Source organism: Pseudonocardia hydrocarbonoxydans (assembly GCF_006539565.1).
Lineage (GTDB): Bacteria > Actinomycetota > Actinomycetes > Mycobacteriales > Pseudonocardiaceae > Pseudonocardia > Pseudonocardia hydrocarbonoxydans.
Map to the genome: position 1 here is coordinate 66,679 of NZ_BJNG01000016.1, position 22,410 is coordinate 89,088.

The 22,410-nt window shown below is 73.7% G+C and carries 28 protein-coding genes; 16 read left to right on the forward strand and 12 right to left on the reverse strand.

What is annotated here, in order from left to right:
* The first annotated feature begins 82 nt into the window (after nucleotides 1-82).
* From PHY01_RS10115 to PHY01_RS10140, 6 genes are all read left to right on the forward strand, one after another.
* Nucleotides 83-778, forward strand: a complete 696-nt coding sequence (locus tag PHY01_RS10115; protein ID WP_246085815.1) for a hypothetical protein — start codon at nucleotides 83-85, stop codon at nucleotides 776-778.
* 28 nt (nucleotides 779-806) lie between these two features.
* A complete protein-coding gene (locus tag PHY01_RS10120; protein ID WP_141278316.1) occupies nucleotides 807-1,595 on the forward strand; it encodes an IclR family transcriptional regulator in 789 nt (262 codons plus the stop codon).
* Between the two features lie 88 nt (nucleotides 1,596-1,683).
* Nucleotides 1,684-2,469, forward strand: coding sequence for a 2-keto-4-pentenoate hydratase (locus PHY01_RS10125; RefSeq protein WP_141278317.1), 786 nt, complete (start codon nucleotides 1,684-1,686; stop codon nucleotides 2,467-2,469).
* Nucleotides 2,466-3,206, forward strand: coding sequence for a 2-keto-4-pentenoate hydratase (locus PHY01_RS10130; protein WP_141278318.1), 741 nt, complete (start codon nucleotides 2,466-2,468; stop codon nucleotides 3,204-3,206). The genes PHY01_RS10125 and PHY01_RS10130 overlap by 4 nt, the downstream gene beginning before the upstream one ends.
* A gap of 9 nt (nucleotides 3,207-3,215) precedes the next feature.
* Nucleotides 3,216-3,419, forward strand: coding sequence for a 2-hydroxymuconate tautomerase (thmT, locus tag PHY01_RS10135; RefSeq protein ID WP_141278319.1), 204 nt, complete (start codon nucleotides 3,216-3,218; stop codon nucleotides 3,417-3,419).
* 7 nt (nucleotides 3,420-3,426) lie between these two features.
* Nucleotides 3,427-3,789: a Rieske (2Fe-2S) protein gene (locus PHY01_RS10140; protein ID WP_141278320.1), complete on the forward strand. Its 363-nt coding sequence runs from the start codon at nucleotides 3,427-3,429 to the stop codon at nucleotides 3,787-3,789.
* Nucleotides 3,790-3,805: 16 nt separating this feature from the next.
* Here the strand turns inward: PHY01_RS10140 and PHY01_RS10145 are convergent, their stop codons facing one another.
* Nucleotides 3,806-4,453, reverse strand: a complete 648-nt coding sequence (locus PHY01_RS10145; protein ID WP_141278321.1) for a GNAT family N-acetyltransferase — start codon at nucleotides 4,451-4,453, stop codon at nucleotides 3,806-3,808.
* Between the two features lie 70 nt (nucleotides 4,454-4,523).
* Here PHY01_RS10145 and PHY01_RS27480 point away from each other — a divergent pair, with 70 nt between their 5' ends.
* The gene (locus PHY01_RS27480) at nucleotides 4,524-5,441 is read left to right on the forward strand and encodes a TetR family transcriptional regulator (protein ID WP_141278322.1); all 918 of its coding nucleotides are present in this window, start codon (nucleotides 4,524-4,526) and stop codon (nucleotides 5,439-5,441) included.
* Here PHY01_RS27480 and PHY01_RS10155 read toward each other — a convergent pair.
* From PHY01_RS10155 to PHY01_RS10165, 3 genes are all read right to left on the reverse strand, one after another.
* Nucleotides 5,396-5,623, reverse strand: coding sequence for a hypothetical protein (locus PHY01_RS10155; protein WP_141278323.1), 228 nt, complete (start codon nucleotides 5,621-5,623; stop codon nucleotides 5,396-5,398). The two genes, PHY01_RS27480 and PHY01_RS10155, sit on opposite strands and share 46 nt — an antisense overlap.
* Nucleotides 5,624-5,714: 91 nt before the next feature.
* Nucleotides 5,715-5,933 (reverse strand): hypothetical protein, encoded by a 219-nt coding sequence (locus PHY01_RS10160; RefSeq protein WP_141278324.1) that lies wholly within the window; start codon nucleotides 5,931-5,933, stop codon nucleotides 5,715-5,717.
* The gene (locus PHY01_RS10165; protein ID WP_141278325.1) at nucleotides 5,930-7,192 is read right to left on the reverse strand and encodes a Rieske 2Fe-2S domain-containing protein; all 1,263 of its coding nucleotides are present in this window, start codon (nucleotides 7,190-7,192) and stop codon (nucleotides 5,930-5,932) included. Before PHY01_RS10165 ends, PHY01_RS10160 begins: the two co-directional genes overlap by 4 nt.
* A 70-nt stretch (nucleotides 7,193-7,262) precedes the next feature.
* Between PHY01_RS10165 and PHY01_RS10170 the strand changes: the two genes are divergently transcribed.
* On the forward strand, nucleotides 7,263-8,033 hold the full coding sequence (locus PHY01_RS10170; protein WP_141278326.1) for an IclR family transcriptional regulator: 771 nt from the start codon (nucleotides 7,263-7,265) through the stop codon (nucleotides 8,031-8,033).
* Between the two features lie 60 nt (nucleotides 8,034-8,093).
* Here the strand turns inward: PHY01_RS10170 and PHY01_RS10175 are convergent, their stop codons facing one another.
* Entirely contained in the window at nucleotides 8,094-9,164 is a 1,071-nt protein-coding gene (locus PHY01_RS10175; protein WP_141278327.1) for a PEP/pyruvate-binding domain-containing protein, read from the reverse strand.
* 17 nt (nucleotides 9,165-9,181) lie between these two features.
* A complete protein-coding gene (locus tag PHY01_RS10180) occupies nucleotides 9,182-10,930 on the reverse strand; it encodes a PEP-utilizing enzyme (RefSeq protein WP_141278328.1) in 1,749 nt (582 codons plus the stop codon).
* A gap of 156 nt (nucleotides 10,931-11,086) precedes the next feature.
* On the opposite strand from PHY01_RS10180, the gene PHY01_RS10185 reads away from it, so the two are divergent.
* The 4 genes from PHY01_RS10185 to PHY01_RS10195 all read left to right on the forward strand — a co-directional run bounded on the left by PHY01_RS10185 (nucleotide 11,087) and on the right by PHY01_RS10195 (nucleotide 13,956).
* A complete protein-coding gene (locus PHY01_RS10185; protein ID WP_141278329.1) occupies nucleotides 11,087-12,325 on the forward strand; it encodes an aromatic ring-hydroxylating dioxygenase subunit alpha in 1,239 nt (412 codons plus the stop codon).
* Entirely contained in the window at nucleotides 12,322-12,486 is a 165-nt protein-coding gene (locus PHY01_RS26390; protein WP_170183741.1) for a hypothetical protein, read from the forward strand. Before PHY01_RS10185 ends, PHY01_RS26390 begins: the two co-directional genes overlap by 4 nt.
* Nucleotides 12,486-13,142 carry an HAD-IA family hydrolase gene (locus PHY01_RS10190; protein ID WP_141278330.1) on the forward strand — a complete coding sequence of 219 codons (657 nt, stop codon included), beginning with the start codon at nucleotides 12,486-12,488 and terminating at the stop codon, nucleotides 13,140-13,142. Before PHY01_RS26390 ends, PHY01_RS10190 begins: the two co-directional genes overlap by 1 nt.
* A gap of 94 nt (nucleotides 13,143-13,236) precedes the next feature.
* The gene (locus PHY01_RS10195) at nucleotides 13,237-13,956 is read left to right on the forward strand and encodes an SDR family oxidoreductase (RefSeq protein ID WP_246085816.1); all 720 of its coding nucleotides are present in this window, start codon (nucleotides 13,237-13,239) and stop codon (nucleotides 13,954-13,956) included.
* Here the strand turns inward: PHY01_RS10195 and PHY01_RS10200 are convergent.
* Both PHY01_RS10200 and PHY01_RS10205 read right to left on the reverse strand, forming a co-directional pair.
* Entirely contained in the window at nucleotides 13,953-14,351 is a 399-nt protein-coding gene (locus tag PHY01_RS10200; RefSeq protein ID WP_141278332.1) for a tautomerase family protein, read from the reverse strand. The two genes, PHY01_RS10195 and PHY01_RS10200, sit on opposite strands and share 4 nt — an antisense overlap.
* A gap of 59 nt (nucleotides 14,352-14,410) precedes the next feature.
* Nucleotides 14,411-14,890, reverse strand: a complete 480-nt coding sequence (locus tag PHY01_RS10205) for a MarR family winged helix-turn-helix transcriptional regulator (RefSeq protein WP_141278333.1) — start codon at nucleotides 14,888-14,890, stop codon at nucleotides 14,411-14,413.
* 127 nt (nucleotides 14,891-15,017) lie between these two features.
* Between PHY01_RS10205 and PHY01_RS10210 the strand changes: the two genes are divergently transcribed.
* From PHY01_RS10210 to PHY01_RS10225, 4 genes are all read left to right on the forward strand, one after another.
* Nucleotides 15,018-16,049, forward strand: coding sequence for a substrate-binding domain-containing protein (locus PHY01_RS10210; RefSeq protein ID WP_370467328.1), 1,032 nt, complete (start codon nucleotides 15,018-15,020; stop codon nucleotides 16,047-16,049).
* Nucleotides 16,050-16,138: 89 nt separating this feature from the next.
* A complete protein-coding gene (locus PHY01_RS10215; RefSeq protein ID WP_141278335.1) occupies nucleotides 16,139-16,438 on the forward strand; it encodes a zinc ribbon domain-containing protein in 300 nt (99 codons plus the stop codon).
* A gap of 78 nt (nucleotides 16,439-16,516) precedes the next feature.
* Nucleotides 16,517-17,770 (forward strand): formamidase, encoded by a 1,254-nt coding sequence (fmdA, locus tag PHY01_RS10220; protein WP_141278336.1) that lies wholly within the window; start codon nucleotides 16,517-16,519, stop codon nucleotides 17,768-17,770.
* 9 nt (nucleotides 17,771-17,779) lie between these two features.
* A complete protein-coding gene (locus PHY01_RS10225; RefSeq protein ID WP_141278337.1) occupies nucleotides 17,780-18,868 on the forward strand; it encodes an urea transporter in 1,089 nt (362 codons plus the stop codon).
* Here the strand turns inward: PHY01_RS10225 and PHY01_RS10230 are convergent.
* The 4 genes from PHY01_RS10230 to PHY01_RS26395 all read right to left on the reverse strand — a co-directional run bounded on the left by PHY01_RS10230 (nucleotide 18,858) and on the right by PHY01_RS26395 (nucleotide 22,400).
* A complete protein-coding gene (locus tag PHY01_RS10230; RefSeq protein ID WP_141278338.1) occupies nucleotides 18,858-20,624 on the reverse strand; it encodes a cyclic nucleotide-binding and patatin-like phospholipase domain-containing protein in 1,767 nt (588 codons plus the stop codon). The genes PHY01_RS10225 and PHY01_RS10230 overlap by 11 nt on opposite strands.
* Before the next feature lie 125 nt (nucleotides 20,625-20,749).
* Nucleotides 20,750-21,505 (reverse strand): MinD/ParA family ATP-binding protein, encoded by a 756-nt coding sequence (locus PHY01_RS10235; RefSeq protein ID WP_141278339.1) that lies wholly within the window; start codon nucleotides 21,503-21,505, stop codon nucleotides 20,750-20,752.
* On the reverse strand, nucleotides 21,502-22,227 hold the full coding sequence (locus PHY01_RS10240; protein ID WP_141278340.1) for a response regulator: 726 nt from the start codon (nucleotides 22,225-22,227) through the stop codon (nucleotides 21,502-21,504). The genes PHY01_RS10235 and PHY01_RS10240 overlap by 4 nt, the downstream gene beginning before the upstream one ends.
* Nucleotides 22,224-22,400: a hypothetical protein gene (locus PHY01_RS26395; RefSeq protein ID WP_170183742.1), complete on the reverse strand. Its 177-nt coding sequence runs from the start codon at nucleotides 22,398-22,400 to the stop codon at nucleotides 22,224-22,226. The genes PHY01_RS10240 and PHY01_RS26395 overlap by 4 nt, the downstream gene beginning before the upstream one ends.
* Nucleotides 22,401-22,410: the final 10 nt, after the last annotated feature.

The window sequence follows — 22,410 nt, forward strand, 5'->3', positions numbered from 1 at the left end:
TCGCTTGACGCCCCGACGCTAGCCCGCCTAGCGTTCCGCAAGGAAGACACAGCGTTCCGGATATCAGAACGGGGGCGGGGTCGTGACCGATCCCCTCGACATGCGCGCGGCCGTGGCGGAGTACGTCGCGGCGCTGCACCGTGCCTACCTCGCGCAGGCCGACACCTTCCCGCCCGCGGTCCGCGGGCGGATGCCGCTGCTGGCCGGCGGGACACTGACCGTCGCCGCGGTCGGCGCCCGCAACCTGCACCTGCTCGCCACCCGCGAGGGGCTGGGCCCGCTGCGCGGCCAGGAGGTCGCCGTGCCGGGTTCGCTGCCCGGCCTCGACTGGGAGCTGCGGTTCTACGATCCGGTCGTCACACCGTCGCTGGGCCTGGTCGACGAGCGGGAGGGACCGGCGTACGGCGAGGTCAAGCACGCACTGGGGCTCACCACCGTCGTCTACCACGTGGTGGCCCAGCCCGGTTCCGGGCTGACCCCGCACCACGCCGGGCACGTCGGGTCGGGGCTGGCCGCGCAGCACTCGTCGGCGGCCCGCGACTTCGAGGCCATCCGCGCCAGGGTGCGCGGGCGCGAGCACCTCGTCGACGAGCTGGTGGGCGCCGCGTCCGCCGGGCTCCCCCGCGCCCAGGCCCTGCTGGCGAAGGCCATCGCCCCGCACAACGCCGGGGTGGCGGCCGCGGCGGACTCCCCGACGCCCGATCCCGACGAGGTGCGCAGGGCGCTGCTGGAGTCGGTCGGCGGCCGCCGGGACTGGACCCCGGAGGCGCCGCGGTGACCGGGCGGGCGCCCCGTGGGGAGCGGGCGTGACGGACGCGACGCTGTCCACCGTGCGCAACGCCGCCCGGCTGCTCAAGGTGTTCCTCAGCCGGGAGGAGTCGATCGGGGTCTCCGAGCTGGCCCGGCGGCTCGGCCTCGGCAAGTCCAACGTGCACCGGCTGCTCACCACGCTGGTGGCCGAGGGTCTCGTCGAGCAGGACCCGCACACCGGGGGCTACCGCCTCGGCATCGTCATGTTCGAGCTGGGCGAGGCCGTCAAGGTGCACCTGGACCTGCACGCCGCCGCCGGTCCCGTGCTCGCCCACCTGCGGGAACAGACCGGCGAGTCGTCCCAGATCGGGGTGCTCGACGGCGACGAGGTCGTCTACGTCGACCGGCTGGAGAGCGCCCACTCGCTGCGCCTGTTCACCGAGACCGGGCGGCGGGTGCCCGCGCACTGCACCTCCAGCGGCAAGGTGCTGCTGGCCCACTGCCCCGAGCCCGACCGCGAGGCGTTCCTGGCCCGCCCGCTCACCCCGCTGACACCGCACACCCTCGTCGAGCCGGGCGTGCTGCGGGCCGAGCTGGCGACCGTGCGCGCCCGCGGCTGGGCCGAGGCGATCAACGAGCGCGAGATCGGCGTCGCGAGCCTGGCCGCCCCGATCCGCGACATCCTCGGCGACGTCGTGGCCGCCATCAGCATCGGCGCCCCCGTGGCCCGCTTCGGCGCGGTGCCCCGGCGCCGCTTCGCCCGCGCCCTGGTGGAGGCCGGCGAGGCGGTGAGTCGCCGCCTCGGCTGGAACCCGGAGCTGGCGACGAGGGGCCGCGAGGCATGAACCGTTCCGGTGGGCGGAACGGGCACCGTGACCCGTGGCCCACATCCCGACACGATCAGACCCGGACACCGACGACTGGGAGTACCGCATGCCCGTGACCGACGCACCGGCGAAGGCCCGGGCGCTCTACGACGCCCGCCGCACCCGCGTGCCGATCCCGCCGTTCACCGACGAGGACCCGACCCTCGGGATGGCCGACGGCTACGCGGTGCAGCGCGAGCTGATCGAACTGCTGCTCGCCGACGGCGACCGGGTCATCGGCCACAAGGTCGGCCTGACCAGCAAGCCGATGCAGAAGATGATCGGCGTCGACTCCCCCGACCACGGTCCGGTCCTCGCCTCCACCGTCTACCGCGACGGCGACACGATCCCGCTCGACCGGTTCATCCAGCCCAAGATCGAGGCCGAGATCGTCTTCGTCCTCGGCGAGCGGCTGCAGGGCCCCGGCGTGACGGTGACGCAGGCGCACGCGGCGATCGCCGGCGCGGTCGCCGCGATGGAGATCGTCGACTCGCGCATCGTCGACTGGAAGATCAAGCTGGCCGACACCGTCGCCGACCTGGCCTCCAACGGCGCGATGGCGACGTCGAGCCGGATCGTCCCGCTCGACGGGATCGACACCCGCCTGATCGGCATGACGCTCACCCGCAACGGCGAGCTGATCGACACCGGCGCGGGCGCCGCGGCGCTGGGCGACCCGGTGGCCGTCGTCGCCTGGCTGGCCAACGTGCTCGGGGAGAACGGCGTGGCGCTGGAGCCGGGCCACCTGATCATGACCGGGGCGCTGCACGCCGCCGTCCCGATGACGGCGGGCGACGTCTTCCGCGCCGAGTTCGACCGGCTCGGGCCGATCACCGTGAGGGTAGGGGCATGAGCGACTACGCCGTCCAGCTGCAGAAGGCGGTCGCCGACCGCACCGCGATCGACGCGCTCGGCGTCCCCGACCTGGCCACCGCCTACGCCGTGCAGCGCGTGCTGCGCGACGCCGCGGGCCCTCTCGTCGGGTGGAAGCTGGGGGTCACCAGCCGCGCGAAGCAGGCGCAGGTCGGGGTGTCCAGCCCGGTCTTCGGCTTCCTCGCGGGCGCCAACGCGCTCGACATGGGCGAGCCGCTGGACACCGGGGCACTCATCCAGCCGCGCTGCGAGCCCGAGATCGTCTTCGTGCTCGGGCGCGACCTCGCGGGCCCGCACGTCACCGCGGCCGACGTGATCGCGGCGTCGTCCGGGGTGGCCGTCGGCATCGAGGTGCTCGACTCCCGCTACCGGGACTACAAGTTCACGATGGCCGACGTCGTCGCCGACAACACCTCGGCCGGCCGGTTCGTCGTCGGCACACCGGTGCCGCCCGCGGGGATCGACCTGCGCCTGGTCGGGGTCGTGCTGGAGAAGAACGGCGAGCTGGTCGCCACGGCGTCCGGCGCGGCGTCGCTCGGGCACCCCGCCGCGGCCGTCGCCTGGATGGTGCGCACGATGGCCGCCGACGGCGAGGGCCTGCGCGCGGGCGACGTCGTGCTCTCCGGCGGGCTCACCGCCGCCGTCCCGGTGGCGCCCGGTGACGTCGTGGTGGCCTCGATCGACCGCCTCGGCACCCTCGAACTCGGCTGCAGGTAGGAGACGACGATGCCGTTGGTCCAGATCACCCTCGCGCGGGGCCGCACCCCCGAGCAGCTCGCCGCGCTCGGCGAGGCCGTCACCGCCGCCGTGCACGCCTCCGTCGGCGCCCCGCGGGAGAACGTGCGGGTCGTCGTCACCGAGTGCGAGCCGGACCTGTGGTTCGTCGGCGGGGAGTCGCTGGCGGCGCTGCGGGACTCGGGCAAGCGGTGACTCCGCGGTGACGCTGGTCCCGCTCGGCGACGCCGAGGGCCGCGACAGCTGGGTCGTCGGCGCCCCCGACGGCCGCCGCTTCGCGGTCTTCCGGGTCGACGGCGGACTGCGCGTCACCGACGCGGTGTGCCCGCACAACCAGGGCCCGCTGGACCAGGGCTGGCTGCGCGACGGACGGGTGGTCGTCTGCCCGTGGCACTGGTACCGCTTCGACCTCGACACCGGCGAGTGCGAGACGACCCCGCAGCACCGCCTCGGCACCTACCCGGTGGTGGAACACGACGGCGCCCGGTTCGCCGACGTGGGCGCGCCGCCGGCGGAGCGGTCCTGGGCCGACCGGCTGCGCGCCCACGCCCGCGGCGAAGGCTGACCGGGCGCGGGCCGGCTCACCGGCTCCACACCATCGTCTGCTGGTGCAGCCGCCCGCCCCCCGGGCCGCGCAGGCCCGGCACCGGCGGCGTCGGTCCGTGCGCGACGAAGCCGTGACGGGTGAAGAACCGCACGGCGCGGTCGTTCTCGACGAGGGTCTGCAGGTGGCAGCCCGGCGAGCCGGCGGCCCGCAGCCGGTCGAGCCAGCTGCGCAGCAGGGCCGAGCCGACGCCACGGCCCTGCGCGGACCCGAGCAGGTTGACGTGCAGGTGCGCGGGCCAGCGCGGGTCGGCGAGCTCCCCCGCGCGGGCCTCCTGGCGCAGCCCGCCACGGACCTGGTCGAGCACCGCGCGGGCCAGGAACGCCGCCGGCCGGGCCCGCGCGTAGAGCCGGTGCTCCCGGACCGCGCGCTCCATGCGCTCCCCCTCCCCCGGCATCCGCGACGGGTCCGGGCAGCCGGTGAGGTAGCCGACGAGCGTGCCGCCGTCGTCGGCGACGAGCAGCGACCCGGGCACGTGCTCGACGTAGGGGTCGAGGTAGATCGCGGCCTCCGACGGCGGGTGCCCCCACAGCGAGGCGGTCGGCGCCCCCTCCCCCGCGCGGACGAACAGCTCGCGCAGCGCGGCGAGGTCGGACTCGCGGTAGGGACGGACCTGCGGGCTCATAGGCCGCAGCGTAGCCGAGTTCTTGACCATCCGGTTGAACCATACGGTCAAACACCGGTACCGTGCGGCCATGGGGAACCGCGAGGACCTGCTGGACGGCGCGATGCGGTGCCTGCGCGAGCGGGGATGGGCCCGCACGACGGTGCGCGACATCGCGGCCGCGGCCGGGGTCAGCCACGCGGCCATCGGCTACCACTTCGGCACCCGGGAGGCCCTGCTGGAGCAGGCGATGGCCACCGCGATGGCCGAGTGGGGCGAGCAGATCGGGCGCGCCGTCGAGGGGGCCGCCGGTGCTCCCGACCCGTACGCGGCCCTGTGGGACGGCCTGGTCGTCTCCGTCACCGACCGGCGAGACCTGTCGATGGCCACCGTCGACGCGCTGGTCCGGTCCGACCACCAGGAGTCGCTGCGGGCGGTGCTCGCCCGGGGCCACGAGCAGGCCCGCCGGGGGCTGGCCGCCGTGCTGCTGGGCGTCGCCCCCGAGGAGGTGTCCGACGAGGACGCCCGCACGCTCGGCGCGGTGCAGCTCGCCCTGGTCTCCGGCGTGACGGTGCAGTGGCTCGCCTCGCCCGAGGGTGCGCCTACCGCCGCCGAGGTCGTGGCCGGGCTGCGGACGCTGGCCCGGCTCGTCACCGCGCCGGTCGACACCCGGACGGTCGGCCCCCGGGAGTCCGACGCCGCCGCGGCCGGCAGCGAGTTGCCGGCGCGACTGGGCCGCCCGGCCCGCCGCGCGCTGGCCGTCCACGGCTTCACCCGCTGGGCGCAGCTCACCCGGGTCACCCCGGCCGACCTGCTCGCACTGCACGGCGTCGGCCCGAAGGCGGTCCGCATCCTCACCGAGGAACTGGCGCAGCGGGGCCTCGCGTTCGCCGCAGCGCCGTCCCGACCCCGCACGGCACGACGCGCCGGACCCGGGTCGGGTCCGGCGCGCGGCGGGGTGGATCAGGCGGCGACGATGACCTCGTCGACGATGCCGTCCTCGTCGTAGTCGTAGTAGGCGGTGTCGTCGAGGCCGTCGCCGTCGGTGTCGGCGATCGCGAAGTCGAAGCAGCCGTTGTAGTCGGTGTCGTAGACCGCGCCCTCGGCGTAGCCGTCGCCGTCGGCGTCGTAGCTGTAGGCGTCGATCCGGCCGTCGTGGTCGGCGTCGTAGGCGTCGAAGATCTCGCTCATCGTGGGCTCCCCTGCGTGTCGGCCGGCGGGTCCGGCCTGCTCGTCAGGAAGGACTCCGCGCAGTCGCCCGGGGTTACGGCGGAATCCGGTTTCAGTGCTCGGGTTCGTGACCGGTCGCCACCGCGCCGGTCGGCGTGATCTCCCCGGTCCACCCGCAGCCCGTGCACGAGCAGTAGAAACGCCGCTCCTCGGCCTCCCAGAACTCCGTCGCCATCCCGAGCCCGCCCGCGCACCCGGGGCAGAAGCGGGGGACGTCCCGGCGGTGCGCGGCCGCATCGGCCACGAACCGCCGGTCGACCGGTGTGCTCACTCGGCGGCCGCCTTCTCGGAGGCGATCTTGTCCGCCGCCGAGATGTGGATCTTCTTGATGGTGTCGAGGACGGGCGAGAAGCGGGTGGAGCCCATGTCGCAGAAGTCCAGGGCGAACTGGGCCCCGCCGGCGTGGAACTTGTCCTTCTCGCACGGCAGGTCGATCCGCTCGTGCTTCTCGCGGATCGTGCCGAGCGGGTCCTCCCCGCGCGCGACCACGTCCATCTGCTCGCGGAACATCTTGCGCAGCATGGCCACGCCGATGTCGCTGCGGCCCAGGTGCTCGGTGGTGCGGTCGGTGATCGCGCCCTGCGTCACCCAGGCCATCATGTCCTGGCCCTCGACGTAGTTCGTGACGTGCCGGCCGGCCTTGTCGAACACCGGCAGCTCGTAGTCGGGGATCTGCGGCTGCTCCACGTGCTCGTACCCGTCGGGGCTGTGCACCGTGTAGAGGATGAACCGCGTGGTGGTGCGGTTGACCGGCACCCGGATCTGCATCTGGTGGATGCCGCCGCCGCCCACGCGCATGTTGTAGGGGAAGACCAGCGGGTGGCCGACCTTCCAGTCGTCGTTCTCCTCGGTGGCGCCCTTGAGCACGCGGCGCTTGATGATCCCCCACTCGAACGCCGTGAACCCGATCTTCATGTGCTCCTTGCCGAACGACGCCGGCGCGGTGAAGCCCTCGTGCTTGCCGACGAACTCGAAGTAGCGCCCGTGCAGGAACTCCACGTGGTGCGGGTCGACCGCGTTCTCCATGATCTGCACGTAGTTGCAGGGCAGGTCGGCCCAGCCGATGTCGCGGTAGCCGTCCATGACGTAGGTGTCGAAGCGCGGCAGCTCCGGGGCCGGGGACGGGCCGACGTAGGCCCAGACCAGCCCGCCCATCTCCTCGACCTTGCCGGCCTGGGCGCGCACCCGCTCCTGGAACTGGGTGTTGTCGCGCTCGGCGGGCTGGGAGGTGCACGCGCCGTCGGTGTCGAAGACCCAGCCGTGGTACGGGCAGCGGATGCCGTCGGGCTCGACCACGCCGTAGGCCAGCGACGCCTTCCGGTGCGGGCACGCCTCGGGCACGATCCCGTAGCGGCCCGACGGGGACTTCCACAGCGCGAAGAAGTCGCCGAGCAGCTCCACCCGCTTGACGGGGAACTCCTCCAGCTCGCGGGTGAACGCGACGGGGTACCAGTAGCGGCGCAGCACCTCCCCCATCGGGGTCCCGGCCTCGACCTGGGTCAGCTGCTCGTTCTGCTCGGCGGTCAGCATGCGCACTCCCTCGTGGTGGTGCTCCCGACGGTAGGTAGCGCCCGTACGCCGGACAAGGAATCCTTCCCGCATGGAGGGAAAGCGCCCGGGCTGGGAGCTCACGTCGGTCCGCAACGCCGCCCGCCTGCTCAAGGAGTTCTCCCGCACCGACCGCGAGCTGGGCGTCTCCGAGCTGGCCCGGCGGCTCGGCCTCGCGACGTCCACCGTGCACCGGCTGCTGGCGACGCTCGCCGCCGAACGGCTGGTGGAGCGCACCCCCGGCGGCTACCGGCTCGGGCTCGCGGTGTTCGACCTCGGCGCCAGCGTCGCCCCGCACCTGGACCTGCACGAGGCCGCGATGCCGGTCATGGCCGGCCTGCGCCACACCACGGGCGAGACGGTGCAGCTCGCCGTGCTCGACGGGATGGAGTCGGTCTACATCGACCGGCTGGAGAGCCCGCACACCGTCCGGATCTTCTCCCGCGTCGGCACCCGTCTGCCCGCGACGACGACGAGCACCGGCAAGACCCTGCTCGCCGCCCTGCCCCCCGACGAGCTGGACCGGCGGCTCGCGCACTGGGTGCCCCGGCGGCACACCCCGTTCACGATCGTCGACGAGGGCACGCTGCGCGCGCGGCTGCGCGAGGTCGCCGAGCGGGGGTGGGCGGAGAACCGGGAGGAGAGCCGGGTCGGCGTCGTGTCGGTGGGGGCGCCGGTGCGCGGTGCCGACGGGTCGGTGATCGCGGCCCTGTCGGTGGCGGCGCCGACCGACCGGGCCGCCGCCCCCGCACTGGGCCGGATCCGCGGCGGGGTGATCGAGTCCGCGGCGGTGATCAGCCGACGGCTGGGCCACGTGCCCTGACACGCGCGAACGGCACTCCCGCCCCACGGGAGGGGGCGGGAGTGCCGTTCGCGGGGAGCGCTACCGACCCGGGATGGGCTTGCCGCTGAACACGAACTTCTGCGCCAGCGCCACCGGGTCGTAGGCGGCCGGGGCCGCCACCGGGGCGGTGACGGTGACCGGCCGCGACTGCACGATGCACACCGGGTCGCCCGCCCGGCGGTGCCGGGAGATGACCCACTCGACGTCGACCGGGTAGCCGTAGTGCTCCTCGATCGCCGTGACCGCCGCGGCGATCGCGGCGATCTGCTCGTCGTCGAGCACCTTGCGGTCGGCCAGCTTCGCCGGCATGTCGATCTCGGTGACGCGCCCGTCGGCGAAGTCGAACGCCGACACCACCGACTTGTGCGCGACGTCGTACTTCAGCAGCCGCCCGTCGGCCTTGCCCACCTCGACGTGGTCGGGGTTGACCAGGCCCTGCACGATCGCCTCGCCCCAGCCCCAGCTCGTCTCGATGACGATCCGGTCGGGCTTGCCGGTGACCGGGTGCACCGAGAACGCCACCCCGGACGCCCGGGCGTGGATCAGCTCGATGACGCCGACCGCGATCGGCATGGCGTGATGGGAGATGCCCTTGCGCAGCCGGTAGGCCAGCGCCCGCCCGGTGAACAGCGAGCCCCAGCACGCCCGCACCGCGTCGATCACCCGCTGCGGCCCGGACACCCCGAGGTAGGTGTCGAAGATCCCGGCGAAGGACGCGTCGGCGGCGTCCTCACCGGTGGCCGAGCTGCGGACCGCCGTCGGCACGTTGACGTCGACGGCCCGCAGGCACAGCTCCTCGTAGGCCTCGGTGATCTCGCCCGCGAGGGCGTCGGACATCGGGGTGTCCTCGAACAGCGTCCGGATCCGGGTCGAGGCGTCCTCCACCGCGGCGTCGGACGGCTCCGACCCCAGCCACGAGATCACCTCCTCGATCCGGGCGTCCAGGCCGGACTCCGTGCAGTGCCGCCGGTACGCGTCGACGGTGACGGCGAAACCCTGCGGTACCTCCACCCCGGCCCGGTGCAGCTCGGTGAGCCGACCCATCTTCGATCCCGCCAGTGCCACGGCCTGTGCGAGGTCTACCTCGTCGACCCAGACAACCGACTGCATGAGAACCCCCGAGAGTGTCACGCGCCGGCCAGGTCCGCCGCGCGCTTGAGAATGGTGACCCGGCCGTTGGTGCCGTCCACCTCGATCTCGTCGCCGTCCTTGATCGCCACGGTGGCGATCCCGATGGCGGTGACCGTCGGCACGCCGTACTCGCGCCCGACGATCGCCGCGTGGCTGAGCATGCCACCGCCGTCGCAGGCCGCGCCCGCGATCTTGCCGAACGCGGGCGTCCAGCTCGGCGAGGTCGACTCGCAGACCAGGATCGAGCCGGGCTCCAGGCGGTGCATGTCGTCGCTGCTCTGCAGCACGCGCGCGATGCCGCGCGCGGTGCCCTTCGCCGCCGCGACGCCCTCGAGGACGGTCTCCTCCGCGGCGTTCGGGTTCTGCACCGCGCGGATCGCGGACGGGTTGAGTCCGAAGATCTCGATGAGCACCGGGTCCTCGACGGTCTCCGGGACGGTGCCGAGGACCTTCGGCATCTGACCGCGCAGCGCGCCCCAGTGGTCGAAGTACTGGCGGCGGTCCTTGACCAGGCTCTTGAGCCCGCCGTCGTAGGTCGAGCCCGTCGCGACCTTCTGCAGCTCCGGCCAGAACAGGTAGAGCATGTCGTTGCGGTCCTCGGCCCCGACCCGGTCGGCCAGCTCCTGGCACACCCGGCGCAGCGGGATCATGACCTTGAGGTCGATGTAGTAGTTGTGGTCGTCCTGCCACCACGGGAAGTTGGCCTCGAGGTTGGACCGCAGGCCCGCGTCGAACACGGCCTGCTCCTCCTTCGTCAGCCCGGACCGGGCGGTCTCGACCGCGGCCTCGCGCTCGGCCATCGCGTTGCGCGCGGCGGCCTCGAAGTCGTGGTCCTCGTCCTTGAGCACGAAGCTCTTGATCATGTCGAGCGGGATCGTGTTGTCCTCGATCCAGCTCGGGACACCGACGTCGCAGGTGGCCTCCTGACGGTGGCCGTAGACCTGCAGGAAGTCGTCGAAGTCGGTGAGCCACTGCGACGCCGAGCCCCCCTTCGCCGACAGTGCGGTGCGGATGGCGTTGCCCGAGTTGTCCTCGAACACCTGGCGCAGACCGGCCGCCTTGGCCTTCTTCGCCAGCTCGGCGAGGCCGCGGTCGGTCTCCATGATCTTGGTGTCCTCGCCCTGGAGGAACTTGCCGATGTCGGCGGTGTTGATGCCCATCTCGGCGCAGGCCCCGTAGAAGCCCAGGAAGTTGACCAGCAGCGGGTACATCACGCCGAAGTGGATCTCCATCGACCGCTGGTGGTAGCGGCGGGCCTGGCCCAGCAGGCCGGCGAGGTCGCCCGTCGGCACGGCCGTGAGGTCGAGGCCGTGGAAGTAGCCCCATGTGGCCTCGAGCTCGTCGCGGCCGGCCTCCCAGGTGGACTGGTAGTTCTCCAGGAAGCGCGGCAGGTTGGTCCCCAGGCGGTTGGCGCGGGCGCCGATCTCCCGGGGGTCGGTCTCGGGGATGGCCGAGCCGTAGAGGTGGGTGCCGGCGAAGCGCGAGGTGATGCCGCGCCCGGGGGGCAGGGGCAGGCTCTCGGCGGCGTGCTGGGTGCCCCAGCAGTAGCCGTCCTGGCCCCAGGCGAACGCGGCGAGCGGGGTCATGCCGCGCGACCAGTGGAAGTCGAGGAACCAGAACTTGTCCTCGTCCTCCTTCCGGAACGGCCCGGTGCCGTCGATGATGTACGGGGAAGTGATGAACTCCGGCTGGAAGCCCGGGTACCACTCACCGGTGTAGGGCTCGACGGGGACGACGGTGGCCATACGAACTCCTCGGTCCTGGTGACGTTCGTCGGACGGTGTCAGTGGTCACACGGGCCCGGCAAGCGGGCCGTTCTCCCCTGCCGAACGCGCGGCGCCGTTCTGCCGTGCCGAACGACGGCCTTCCCGCAGGTCGCGGCGGTTTCTACGGTCGACGACATGCTGAGCGCGGAGAAGAACGAGCGCCTGACGCGGGTCGGGCCGGGCACTCCCATGGGTGAGTTGCTGCGCCGCTACTGGTGGCCGGTGGCCACCCACGACATGGCCACGCGGGTGCCGGTGAAGCGTCGTCTGCTCGGCGAGGACCTCGTCCTGTTCCGTGACGGGAGCGGGACGGTCGGGCTCCTGGCCGAGCAGTGCCCGCACCGGCGCGCGGCGCTGTGGCTGGGCTGCACCGAGGAGGAGGGCCTGCGCTGCGGGTACCACGGCTGGCGTTTCTCGGCCACCGGCGAGTGCCTGGAGCAGCCGGGCGAGCCCGCCGACTCGACGTTCAAGAACCGGATCCGGGCCACGGCGTACCCGGTGCAGGAGCTGGGCGGGCTGGTCTTCGCCTACCTCGGCCCGCTGCCGGCGCCGGAGCTGCCGCGCTACGACCTGTTCGTCTGGGACGACGCCTGGCGCGACATCGGCCACGCCGAGCTGCCCTGCAACTTCGTCCAGATCATGGAGAACTCCGTCGACCCGTACCACGTGGAGTGGCTGCACGGGCGCTACGGCAGCTTCCTGCGCGAGCTCGGCGGGGCCGCCGCACCGCTGCCCGTCGTCACGAAGAAGCACGTGAAGGTGGCCTTCGAGGTCTTCGAGCACGGCATCCTCAAGCGCCGGGTCCTGGAGGGACACACCGAGGAGGACGAGGACTGGAAGGTCGGGCACCCGCTGGTGTTCCCGCACATGCTGCGCGTCGGCGCGGCGGGGCTGGCGACGTTCCAGATCCGGGTGCCGATCGACGACGAGAACACCTGGCACGTCTGGTACCAGACCTACCGGCCCGACGGCGGCGCCCCGCCCCAGTCGTCGATCCCCGTCTACGAGATCCCGCTGGTCGACGAGCGGGGCGAGTACCTGCGCGACTACGTCGACGGGCAGGACATCGTCGCCTGGATCACCCAGGGACGGATCTCCGACCGCACGAAGGAGCACCTGGGCCGCTCCGACCTCGGGGTGATCATGCTGCGCAAGCTCTACGCCGAGCAGATGGACGCCGTCGCGCGCGGGGAGGACCCGCTGTGCACCTACCGCGAACCGCACGACGTCATCGACCTGCCGATGGAGCGCGACAAGTTCGGCTCCGCGGTGGAATTCCGGCAGCTCTGGACCCGGGAGAGCTCGGTGCGGTACTCCCCCATCCGCGACCAGGTGCTGGAGCTGTTCGGCGACCCGGTGCCGGCGTGGACGTGAGGTTCTGTCCCGGATGCGGCGCCGCGCTCGGTGAGGCCGCGTTCGTGCAGGAGTACTGGGTGGCGGCCGACCGGCACGTGGTGTGCTGGTGCCCGGCGTGCTCGGTGATGTGCACGGTCGTACTGGCGGCCGCGCTCGTCGGCACGGAGCCCGAGCACTGATGCGGGCCCTGCTGTTGGACCTGGGCGGGACGGTGTTCCGCTCCGGGTCGGAGATGCTCGCGCTGCTGGGCGACGCCGAGCCCGCGACGGCCGCCGTCGTCGCCCGCCGCGGCCCGCTGGGTCCCGAACCCGACGACCTGTGGGACCGGATGATCCGCTCGGAGATCACCGAGCGGGAGTACTGGCAGTACCGGTCCGACGAGGTAGGTGCCGCGCTCGGCCGGCCCGGGTGGCCGATCCAGGAGTTCATGCACACCCTCTACGCGCTGGCCGGCGACGCGATCATCCGGCCCACGGCCGCGGCACTGGTGGCCGACGCCCGCGCCGCCGGGCACCGCATCGGCGTGCTGACCAACGACCTGCGGGCCTTCCACGGCGACACCGCCATGACCGCGCACCCGGTCCTCGCGCAGGTCGACGTGCTGGTGGACGCCTCGGTCACCGGCATCCTCAAGCCCGACCCCCGGGCCTACGCCCTCGCGGCGCAGGCGCTGGACACCGAACCCGGTGACATCGTGTTCGTCGACGACATGCCGTGGAACGTCACGGGCGCCCGGGCGGCGGGCATGATCGCCGTGGAGGTCGACCTGACCGACCCCGACGCCGCCTTCGCGGTGGCGCGACGGGAACTGGACCTGGACGCGGAGGCGGCATGACACCCACCACCCCGAACTGCAGGAAGGCCACCTTCCCGCAGCCGGACGGCATGAAGGTGGCCTTCCTCCAATTCCGGGTGCGGCGGGGGCGGGCGTGAGTGCCGGGATCGCCGTCGTCGTCGGCGCGTCGGGGGCGCTCGGTTCCGCCGTCGCCGACCGGTTGCGCGCCGAGGGGCTCGCCGTCGTCGCCGTGGCGCGGGGCGGGCCGTGCGCGGCCGACATCGGCTCCGACTCCGCCGTCGACGCGATCGCGGCGGGGGTCGCGGCCGCGGGCGACGGGCCGGTGCGGATGGTCGTGCAGGCGGCCGGGCTGCCGGCGGCCGGGCCGCTGGAGACGATCGCCCCCGGCGCGCTGGGCCACGCGGTCGCGCTGAAGTGCGGCGGCCTGCTGCGCCTGGCCCGCGCCGTGGACGACCGGCTGGTGCGCGGGTCACGGATCGTCGCGCTCGGCGGGCACTACGGGATCGAACCGGCCCCCTACGCCTGCGCGGCCGGCGTCACGAACGCGGCGCTGGCCAACCTGGTGCGCCAGCTCGCGATCGCCTACGGCCCGCGCGGGGTGACCGCGCACCTGGTCGCCCCCGGACCGGCCGACACCCCGCGGCTGCGCGGGCTCTCCGAGCAGGCCGCGCAGCGCCGCGGGGTGCCGGTGGAGCAGGTGCTGGCCGAGCGGGCCGCGGAGTCGCCGCTGGGCCGGCTCGTCACGCCGGGCGAGGTGGCGTGGGCCGTGGCGACCCTGCTCGCCCCCGAGGCCGACGCCCTGCACGGCTCCACGCTCGGCCTCGACATGGGGGCCCGGCGGGGGATCTTCTAGGACTCGCGCGCGGCGATCTCGGCCCGCCGCGCCGCCGACGCCGGCACCCCGCCGATCCCCCAGTCGTCGGGGTCGACCTGGATGATCCGGCCGCGCACCACCTCCCGGTCGACGCCCAGGACGTCCACGACGACGTCGGTGAACGCCGCGAGCAGCCGGTGGCGCTGCTCCGCGGGCCGCCCGGCCAGCACGATCGCGGTGAAGTACGGGGCGGGCACCCCCGGTTCCCCGCCGGTCGACCAGTGGCCGGGCTCGTGCAGCGTGAGGTAGGCGCGGATCCGCGACAGCGGCGAGTCGAGGACCTCGGCGTACCGGGCGCTCAGCCCGGTGAGCAGCCCGGCGAGCTGGGTGGGGGTGTGCGCCCCCTCGACGAGATGGACCTCGACGATCGGCATGCGGTCACCGTAGGCAGGCCCCGCGGCACCGCCAAGGGCGGCGTTCGGCGGTGCGGATCTCAGGTGGTCCGTGCGGCCGGGACGCCCGGGGGCGGGCCTGCCGGGGCCAGGCCGCGCGACAGGCGGCGGAGCAGGTCGTCGAGCACGGCGGCGTCGGGCCCGAGGACGTCGCGGAACTCCTGCTGCACCGTGGCGCAGGCGGCGTCCCAGGTGCTCAGCGCCGCCCGCCCGCGGGCGGTCGCGGCGATGAGCACGCGCCTGCGGTCGTGCTCGTCGGGACGGCGCAGCACCAGGTTGGCCGACACCATCCGGTCGACCAGCTTGCTCAGCTTGGGCGCCAGCAGCATGGCGTGGTCGGCCACGACGTTCATCGGGCTGCCGCCCCGCTCGACGAGCAGCGACAGGATCCGCCACTGGTCGATGCCGCCCCCCTGGGCGCGCAGCGCCAGGTCCAGCCGCTGCGTGACGGCCCGTTCGGCCAGCGAGAGCAGTCGGATCGACTCGTCGCCGTCGGGCGGCGTGCGGTCCGGGGCGACCATCGCGCGATGATATCCCTACGATCGGAGTAGCCGCAGCGGGACGACCCGTGACTAGCGTGACGGCATGACCGTGCCCGCGGCGTCGCAGCTCAGGGTGCCGCCGCCGACGGGGGGCGACGTCCTCAACATGGCACTGGTGGTACCGCTGCACGGCCCGGCGGGCATCTTCGGCCCGTCCTGCGAGAGCTGCGCCGCGCTCGCGACGGAGGAGATCAACGCCGCGGGCGGGGTGCTCGGCCGCGAGCTCAACCTCGTCCCCGTCGACGGCGGGAACCCGCCCGCCGTCGTCGCCACCGAGGTCGACGCGCTGATCCGTGCCGGGTCGATCGAGGCCGTGACCGGGTGGCACATCTCCGCGGTGCGCGAGGCCGTCGCCCCGCGGATCGCCGGCCGGGTCCCCTACGCGTACACGGCGCTCTACGAGGGCGGCGAGCACCGGCCGGGGGTGTTCCTGACCGGGGAGACCCCCGACCTGCAGCTCGGGCCCGCGCTGGACTGGTTCGCCGACCGGGTCGGCGTGCGCCGGTGGACCATCGTCGGCGACGACTACGTGTGGCCGCGCCGCTCCGCGCGGGTCGCCCGTCGGTACCTGCGCACGATCGGCGGCACGGTCTGCGACGAGATGTACGTGCCGCTGGGCACCTCCGAGTTCTCCCGGGTGCTGCACCGGGTCGAGGCCAGCGGGTGCGACGCGGTGCTGATGCTGCTCATCGGCGACGACGCCGTCGCGTTCAACCGGGCCTTCAGCGCGCAGGGCCTGGACCGTGACGTCCTGCGCTTCAGCTCGCTGATCGACGAGAACGTGCTGCTCGCCTCGGGCGCGGACAACACCCGCGGCCTCATGACGTCGGCGGGGTTCTTCGAGGACCTCGCGACGGCGTCGGGGCTCGACTTCGCGGCGACGTACTCCCGCCGGTTCGGCCCGGACGCACCGGTGCTCAACAGCCTGGGCGAGTCCTGCTACGAGGGCGTCCGCCTGCTCACCGAGCTCATGCACCGCGCCGGGTCGGCCGACGTCCTGCCGATGACCTCGGTGGCCGAGGGGCTGTCCTACGAGACCCCGCGCGGCACCGTCGAGCTGCGCGACCGGCACCTGCGCCAGCGGGTCTTCCTGGCCACCGCCGACGGCCTGTCCTGGGACGTCATCCAGCAGCTCTGAGGCCCCGGCCCGCCGGGTCCGTTGACACACCCCTGTGGCCGTACTACTTTCCGAGGAAATTGTTTCCGCCTCTCAGCAGGGGGATCCTGATGGCGACCTACACGTACCGCTGCGCGGGCGACGGTCCGGTCGACGTGCGCCTGCCGATCGGCACCGCGCCGGCCTCGGTCGCCTGCCCCCGCTGCGGCGACCCGTCCACCCGCGTCTTCACCGCACCGCTGCTCGGCCTCGGCGACCGTCGCCGGATGGCGGTGATCGACCATGCCGAGTCGACCCGGTCCGACCCGACGGTCGTGTCCTCGGTGCCCTCCGCCCCCCGCCCGGGCCGCTCGCGGGCGGTGTCCCCGGGCCGGCTCGACCCCCGGATGCGAGCACTGCCGCGGCCCTGACGGGCCCCTCCCTGCGCACCGGCAGCCCCGGTGTTCGACGTTCGTCCCAGGTGACACGGATGAGGAGTGCTGATCACCATGCCCGAGGTCGTCTTCCCTCTCGACTCGATGAAGAAGTTCACCGAGCAGCGCATCGTCGGCCACAACCGGTGGCACCCCGACATCCCGGCACTCGTGAGCGTCAAACCGGGTGACTCCTTCCGCGTCCACTGCCGGGAGTGGTTCGACGGGGCCATCCACAACGACGACTCCGCCGACGACGTGCTCAACGCCCCGCTGGCCGGGGTGCACGTGCTGTCCGGTCCGATCGCCGTGGAGGGTGCTCGGCCCGGCGACCTGCTGATCGTCGACATCCTCGACGTCGGCCCGATCCCGCAGGAGGACTCCGGCCCGCTCGCCGGGCAGGGCTGGGGCTACACCGGGGTGTTCGCCACAAGGAACGGCGGCGGGTTCCTCACCGAGCAGTTCCCCGACGCCTACAAGGTGATCTGGGACTTCACCGGCGGCGTCGCCACCTCCCGGCACGTCCCGGGCGTGGCGTTCACCGGAATCGTGCACCCCGGCCTGATGGGCACCGCCCCGTCGGCTGCGCTGCTGGCGACCTGGAACGCCCGTGAGCAGGCGCTGATCGACACCGACCCGCAACGGGTGCCGCCGCTGGCCCTGCCCCCGCTGCCCGACTCGGCGATCCTGGGCGACCTCACCGGCGCGGAGCACGACCGCGTCGCGGCCGAGGCGGCGCGCACCGCCCCGCCCCGGGAGAACGGCGGCAACCAGGACATCAAGAACCTCACCAAGGGCTCGCGGGTGTTCTACCCGGTCTTCGTCGACGGCGCGAAGCTCTCGATGGGCGACCTGCACTTCTCCCAGGGCGACGGCGAGATCACCTTCTGCGGAGCGATCGAGATGGGCGGGTTCATGGACCTGCGCGTCGACCTGATCAAGGGCGGGATGGACACCTACGGCGTGTCCGAGAACGCGATCTTCATGCCCGGCCGCACCGACCCGCAGTACAGCGAGTGGCTCGCGTTCTCCGGCACCTCGGTGACCCTGGACGGCGAGCAGCGCTACCTCGACTCGCACCTGTCCTACCAGCGCGCCTGCCTGCACGCGATCGACTACCTGCAGAAGTTCGGCTACAGCGCGATCCAGGCGTACATGATCCTGGGTGCGGCCCCGATCGAGGGGCGCCTGTCCGGCGTCGTGGACATCCCGAACTCCTGCTCCACCGTCTACCTCCCGACCGCCATCTTCGATTTCGACGTCCGGCCGGGCCAGAACGGGCCGCACCAGGTCGACCCGGGCATGGGCGTCCCCATGTCCGCCGGCTGAGGCACCGCCGTGTCCGGCGGTTGGATCGACGGGACGGCACCGCAGCTCCAGGAGCGTCTCGAGCGGGTGCCGCCGCTGGCGTTCGTGGAGTCCTGCCTGCGCGGCGTCGGGCAGGTCATGTTCATGAACAACCCGCTCACCGGCCTGCTGGTGCTGCTGGCCGCCTGGATCCACGACCCGTGGCTCGGCTTCGGCGGCACGCTCGGCGTCGCGGTATCGACCCTGGTGGCGATCCTGATGGGGTTCGACCGCGGCGCCGTGCGGCTGGGGCTGTTCGGCTTCAACGGCGTGCTGTGCGGGCTGGCGCTGGCGACGTTCCTCGCCCCGGCGTGGGACGGCGTGTCGGTGGTGTGGATCGTGGTGGTCAGCGCCGGGTCGTCGGTGGCGATGGCCGCGCTGGCCGCGCTGTTCGGGATCTGGGGCGTGCCGCCGTTCACCCTGGCGTTCAACATCTCGGTGCTCCTGTTCCTGGTCACCGGGCTGAACGTCGCGCGCGGCAACCTCGGCGAGCTCGTGTCCCCGGCCTCGCCGACGGTCGCGGGCCCGTCGGTGTCGACCGTGCTGCGCGAGTCGGCCGACGCCGCGGGGAGCACCGACGCGTTCGCCGTGCTCAACGCGGTGTTCCGCGGCATCGCGCAGCTGTTCTTCGTCAACAGCATCCTGGGCGGGGTGATCATCCTGGTCGGGATCGCGGTGTGCTCGCGGATCGCCGCGCTGTTCGCCGTCGCGGGGTCGGCGGTCGGGATGCTGGTCGGGATGGCACTGGGCGCCGACGGGGTGGCGATCTACAACGGGCTGTGGGGGTTCAACTCCTACGACGCCTGCCTCGCGATCGCCGGGGTGTTCTACGTGCTCAGCTGGCGCTCGGCCCTGCTCGGGTTGGCCTGCGCGGCCTACACCGCGCTGCTGTTCGGGGCGATCGCGTCGTTCCTGAGCCCGTGGGGGCTGCCCGCGATGACGCTGCCGTTCTGCTTCGGCGTGCTCACCTTCGTGATGCTCCGCGACGCGGCACCGCACCGCTTCACCTGGGTGCCACCCGCCGAGATCACCACCCCGGAGGAGCACCTGCGACGGGCCCGGGCGACGGTCACGAGCTGACGGCCCGGCTCTGCGCCAGCGCCTCCAGCGCGTACTCGTAGGCGGGCTCCACCAGCGCGGGACCCGCCGCGAAGTCCAGCAGGCCCGACCGGCCGACCGGCGGGGTCAGCAGCTCGATCGAGCGGCTGCCCAGCCGGTCGCGCTGTAGGCGGGCGGTCGACAGCGACATGCTGCGGACGACCACGTCCCCGATCCGCGGCACCCGCATCCGCGGGGTGAACGGGTTGAGCCTCGACGCCAGCACCCGCCAGCCCGACACCGCGAGGTCGAGCTCGGCGGGCGGGCGGCGGCCGGACCCGGTCGGTTGCAGGTTGACCGCGACGATCGGGCCGTCGCCGACCACCCGGGCCATGGCGTCGACGGGCAGGTTGTTCATCACCCCGCCGTCGACGAGGAGCTGGGTGCCGTCGTGCACCGGCGGGTACACCCCCGGGATCGCGATGCTGGCCCGGATCGCGCGCCAGGTCGGGCCGCTGTCGTGCACCACCTCCCGGGCCTGGCTCAGCGACGCCGACACCGCGAAGTAGGGCAGCCACAGGTCCTCGATGAGGCCGCTGAACGAGGGTTCCTCGCGCAGCAGCCGCGTCACCTTGCGGCCCGAGGACACCGCCACGAACGGCGGCGTGAACCCGACCATCGACCCCTGCTCCACCATCGCCGCGCACGCCTGCCGCACCCGCTGCCCGTGGTCGAGCCCGGCGGCGAGGAAGCCGGCCATGAGCGAGCCGATGCTGGCCCCGCCGACCGCGTCGACCGGGATCCCCGCCTCCTCCAGGGCCCGCATGACGCCCAGGTGCGCGAACCCGCGCACGCCGCCCCCGGCCAGCACCAGCCCGCGCGCGGTGCCGGAGAGGAACCGCGCCACCCGGGCGACGTCGTACCGGTCGCCGTGGCGGACGTGGTGGTGCCGGGTGATCCCCCGGTTCGCCAGCCACGCCGCGGTCCCCGACGGCGCCGCCGTGCCCGCGGGGTGCAGCAGCACCAGGTCGCGGCGTCGCTCCCCCGGGACCAGGGCCAGCGCTCGCTCCGCCGCGCCGGGCGCGGGGTCGTCCCCGGCGCGGGCGACCAGCAGCACCCGGTCGGCCTGGCGCAGGCAGCGGCGCGTCCACTCGGTGTCGCCGTCGTCGGCGCGGTAGACCACGAACCGGTGCGCCGCCTCGACGCGCTGCAGCCAGGCCAGCAGCCTGCCGTTGCGCGGGTCGGCGGGCTCGGTGCCCGACGCGCCCGGCCCGAGGGCCGCGTCGACCGTCGCGGAGCTGACCTCCAGCGCCCGGCCCAGCGCCGCGACCAGCCCGGCGACGACCTCGTCGGGCACCCGGGCCGTCCCGGCCGGGAGCAGCGCCACCGTGGTGCCCGGGACCTCCGCGGGGACGCTCGCGGGCGCGGGCCCGGCGTCGGCGCGCAGCAGGGCGCGGCACAACCCGAGCAGCGACGCCGGGTGCGCCGCGGCGACCCGCTCGAACCCGGCCACCCCGAGCCGCAGCACCAGCGAGTCGCGGACGGCGTGCACGTGGGTGTCGGCCGGGGGCTCGGCCAGCAGCGCCGTCGCCCCCACGACCTCGCCGGGGCCGACCTCCCGGGTCCCGCTCCCGGACCGGACGGCGAGGCGGCCGTAGGCGAGCAGGTGCAGCGCGCCGGCGCCCGGCACCACCTCCCCGGCCGCGACGTGCACCGGGTCGAGCTGGACGAACAGCTCCCGCAGCGCGGCGCGGTCCAGCCCGCCGAACACCTCGGTGCCGGCCAGGAAGTCGAGCACCTCGCTGGAGGGTCCGGGGCTGCCGGGTGCAGTGCCCGACCAGCTCTCCGCCAGCAGCAGCAGCGGGCGGCGGCGCCGCGTGGACCCGACCCCGGCCGCGATCTTCTCGCGGTCGAAGAACTAGCTCACGCCCGCACCCCGACCAGGTGGTCCGCGAGCTGCGCGTACAGGGCGGCCACCGGGTGGTCCGGGTGCCGCAGGACGAAGATCCCGCCGCTGGAGAGCACCATCAGCTCCTCGGAGTGCGGGACGACCGCGGCCACGGGCGTGTCGTAGGCCTCCGTCACCCGCTGCGCCACCGCGTCCGCGTCGAACGACTCCGGGGTCTTGTTCACCACCAGCACCGTGCGGGGCACCGCGAGCCTGCGCGCCACCTGCACCGTCACGTGGGTGCCCTCGTAGTCCTGGTGGTCCGGGCGCAGCACGATCGCGAGCGCGTCGGACATCGCGATCGACAGCAGCGTCTCCTCGTTCAGCCCCGGGTGGGTGTCGAGCAGCAGCACGTCGAGCTCCAGCTCGACCGCCAGCGACCGCACCCCCTCGCCGAGCAGCCCGACGTCGTAGCCCTCGGCCATGATCCGGGCGATGTCGTGCGGGGCGACGCTGGAGGGGACCAGCCAGATCCGGCCCGCCACCCCGGGCGGGGTCACCTCCCGGGCCGCGGCGCGCAGCGGGTACCGGCCCCACAGGTAGCCGTCCAAGTGGTGGTCCAGGCCGTCCTGGTCGACGCCGAACAGCACGTGGATCCCCGGGGAGAGGATGTCGAGATCGACCACCCCCACCCGCAGCCCGCGCCCGGCCAGCACCGCCGCGACGTTCGCGGTGGTGTTCGACTTGCCGGTGCCGCCGCGGAAGGAGTGCACGGACACGATGGAGGTCACTGCTGGTCCCCGTTCTGCCGCCCCGGCCCCGAGCGCAGGTCCGCGGCTCGGCGTTGCAGGTCGGCGAAGTAGTCGGTCCCGGTGATGGCGGCGACGGTGCGCGCGGTCCGGGCCTCGTCGATCTCGATGCGCAGGGCCCCGACCTGCGCGCGCAGCCGCTGCTCGCGCTGCGCGACCTCGTGCGCCATCCGCCCGAACACCCGGGCCAGCAGGCCCAGCGCGTCGTCGCGACCGGCGACGGTGTCGAGCGATCCGGAGCGGAACTCCCCCCGCTCGACGTCGGCCGCCGCCGCGACGACGTGCCCGACCTGCTCCCGGTACTCCCGCTCCAGGTCCGCGAGGCGCTTGCGGGCCAGCCCCGACCGCAGGCGGGCGCGCAGCACCGCCGGGTCGAACGGCTTGGGCAGGAAGTCGTCGGCGCCCAGCTCGATGCAGCGCACCACGCCGTCGCGGTCGTCGGACCCGGAGATGACGATCACCGGCAGCGTCGCGGTGGCCTCGTGGCCGCGCATCCGGGCCAGCACCTCGTAGCCGTCGAGGACCGGCATGACGATGTCGAGCAGCACCAGGTCGAACCCGCCGCCGGCGACCCGCTCCCAACCCCGGCCCCCGTCGCCGGCCACCTCCACGTCGAGGCCCTCCTGCTCCAGCGCGCGGCGCAGCAGGAGCCGGTTCACCGGGTCGTCGTCGACGACGAGCACCCGGCCGCGCAGCCCGCTCACCGGGTGACCGCGTCGGGGGTGCGGGGTTCGAGCAGCCGCAGCAGGTCCATCCACCCGGAGAACGGCACCACCTCGGCGGATCCGGTCCGGCCCACGGTGCCGACCACGCGGCCGTCCGGGGTCGGCCGGATGTCCACGACGAACCGCTCGCCCGCCGCCTCGTCCCCGTCCATGCTTCCTCCT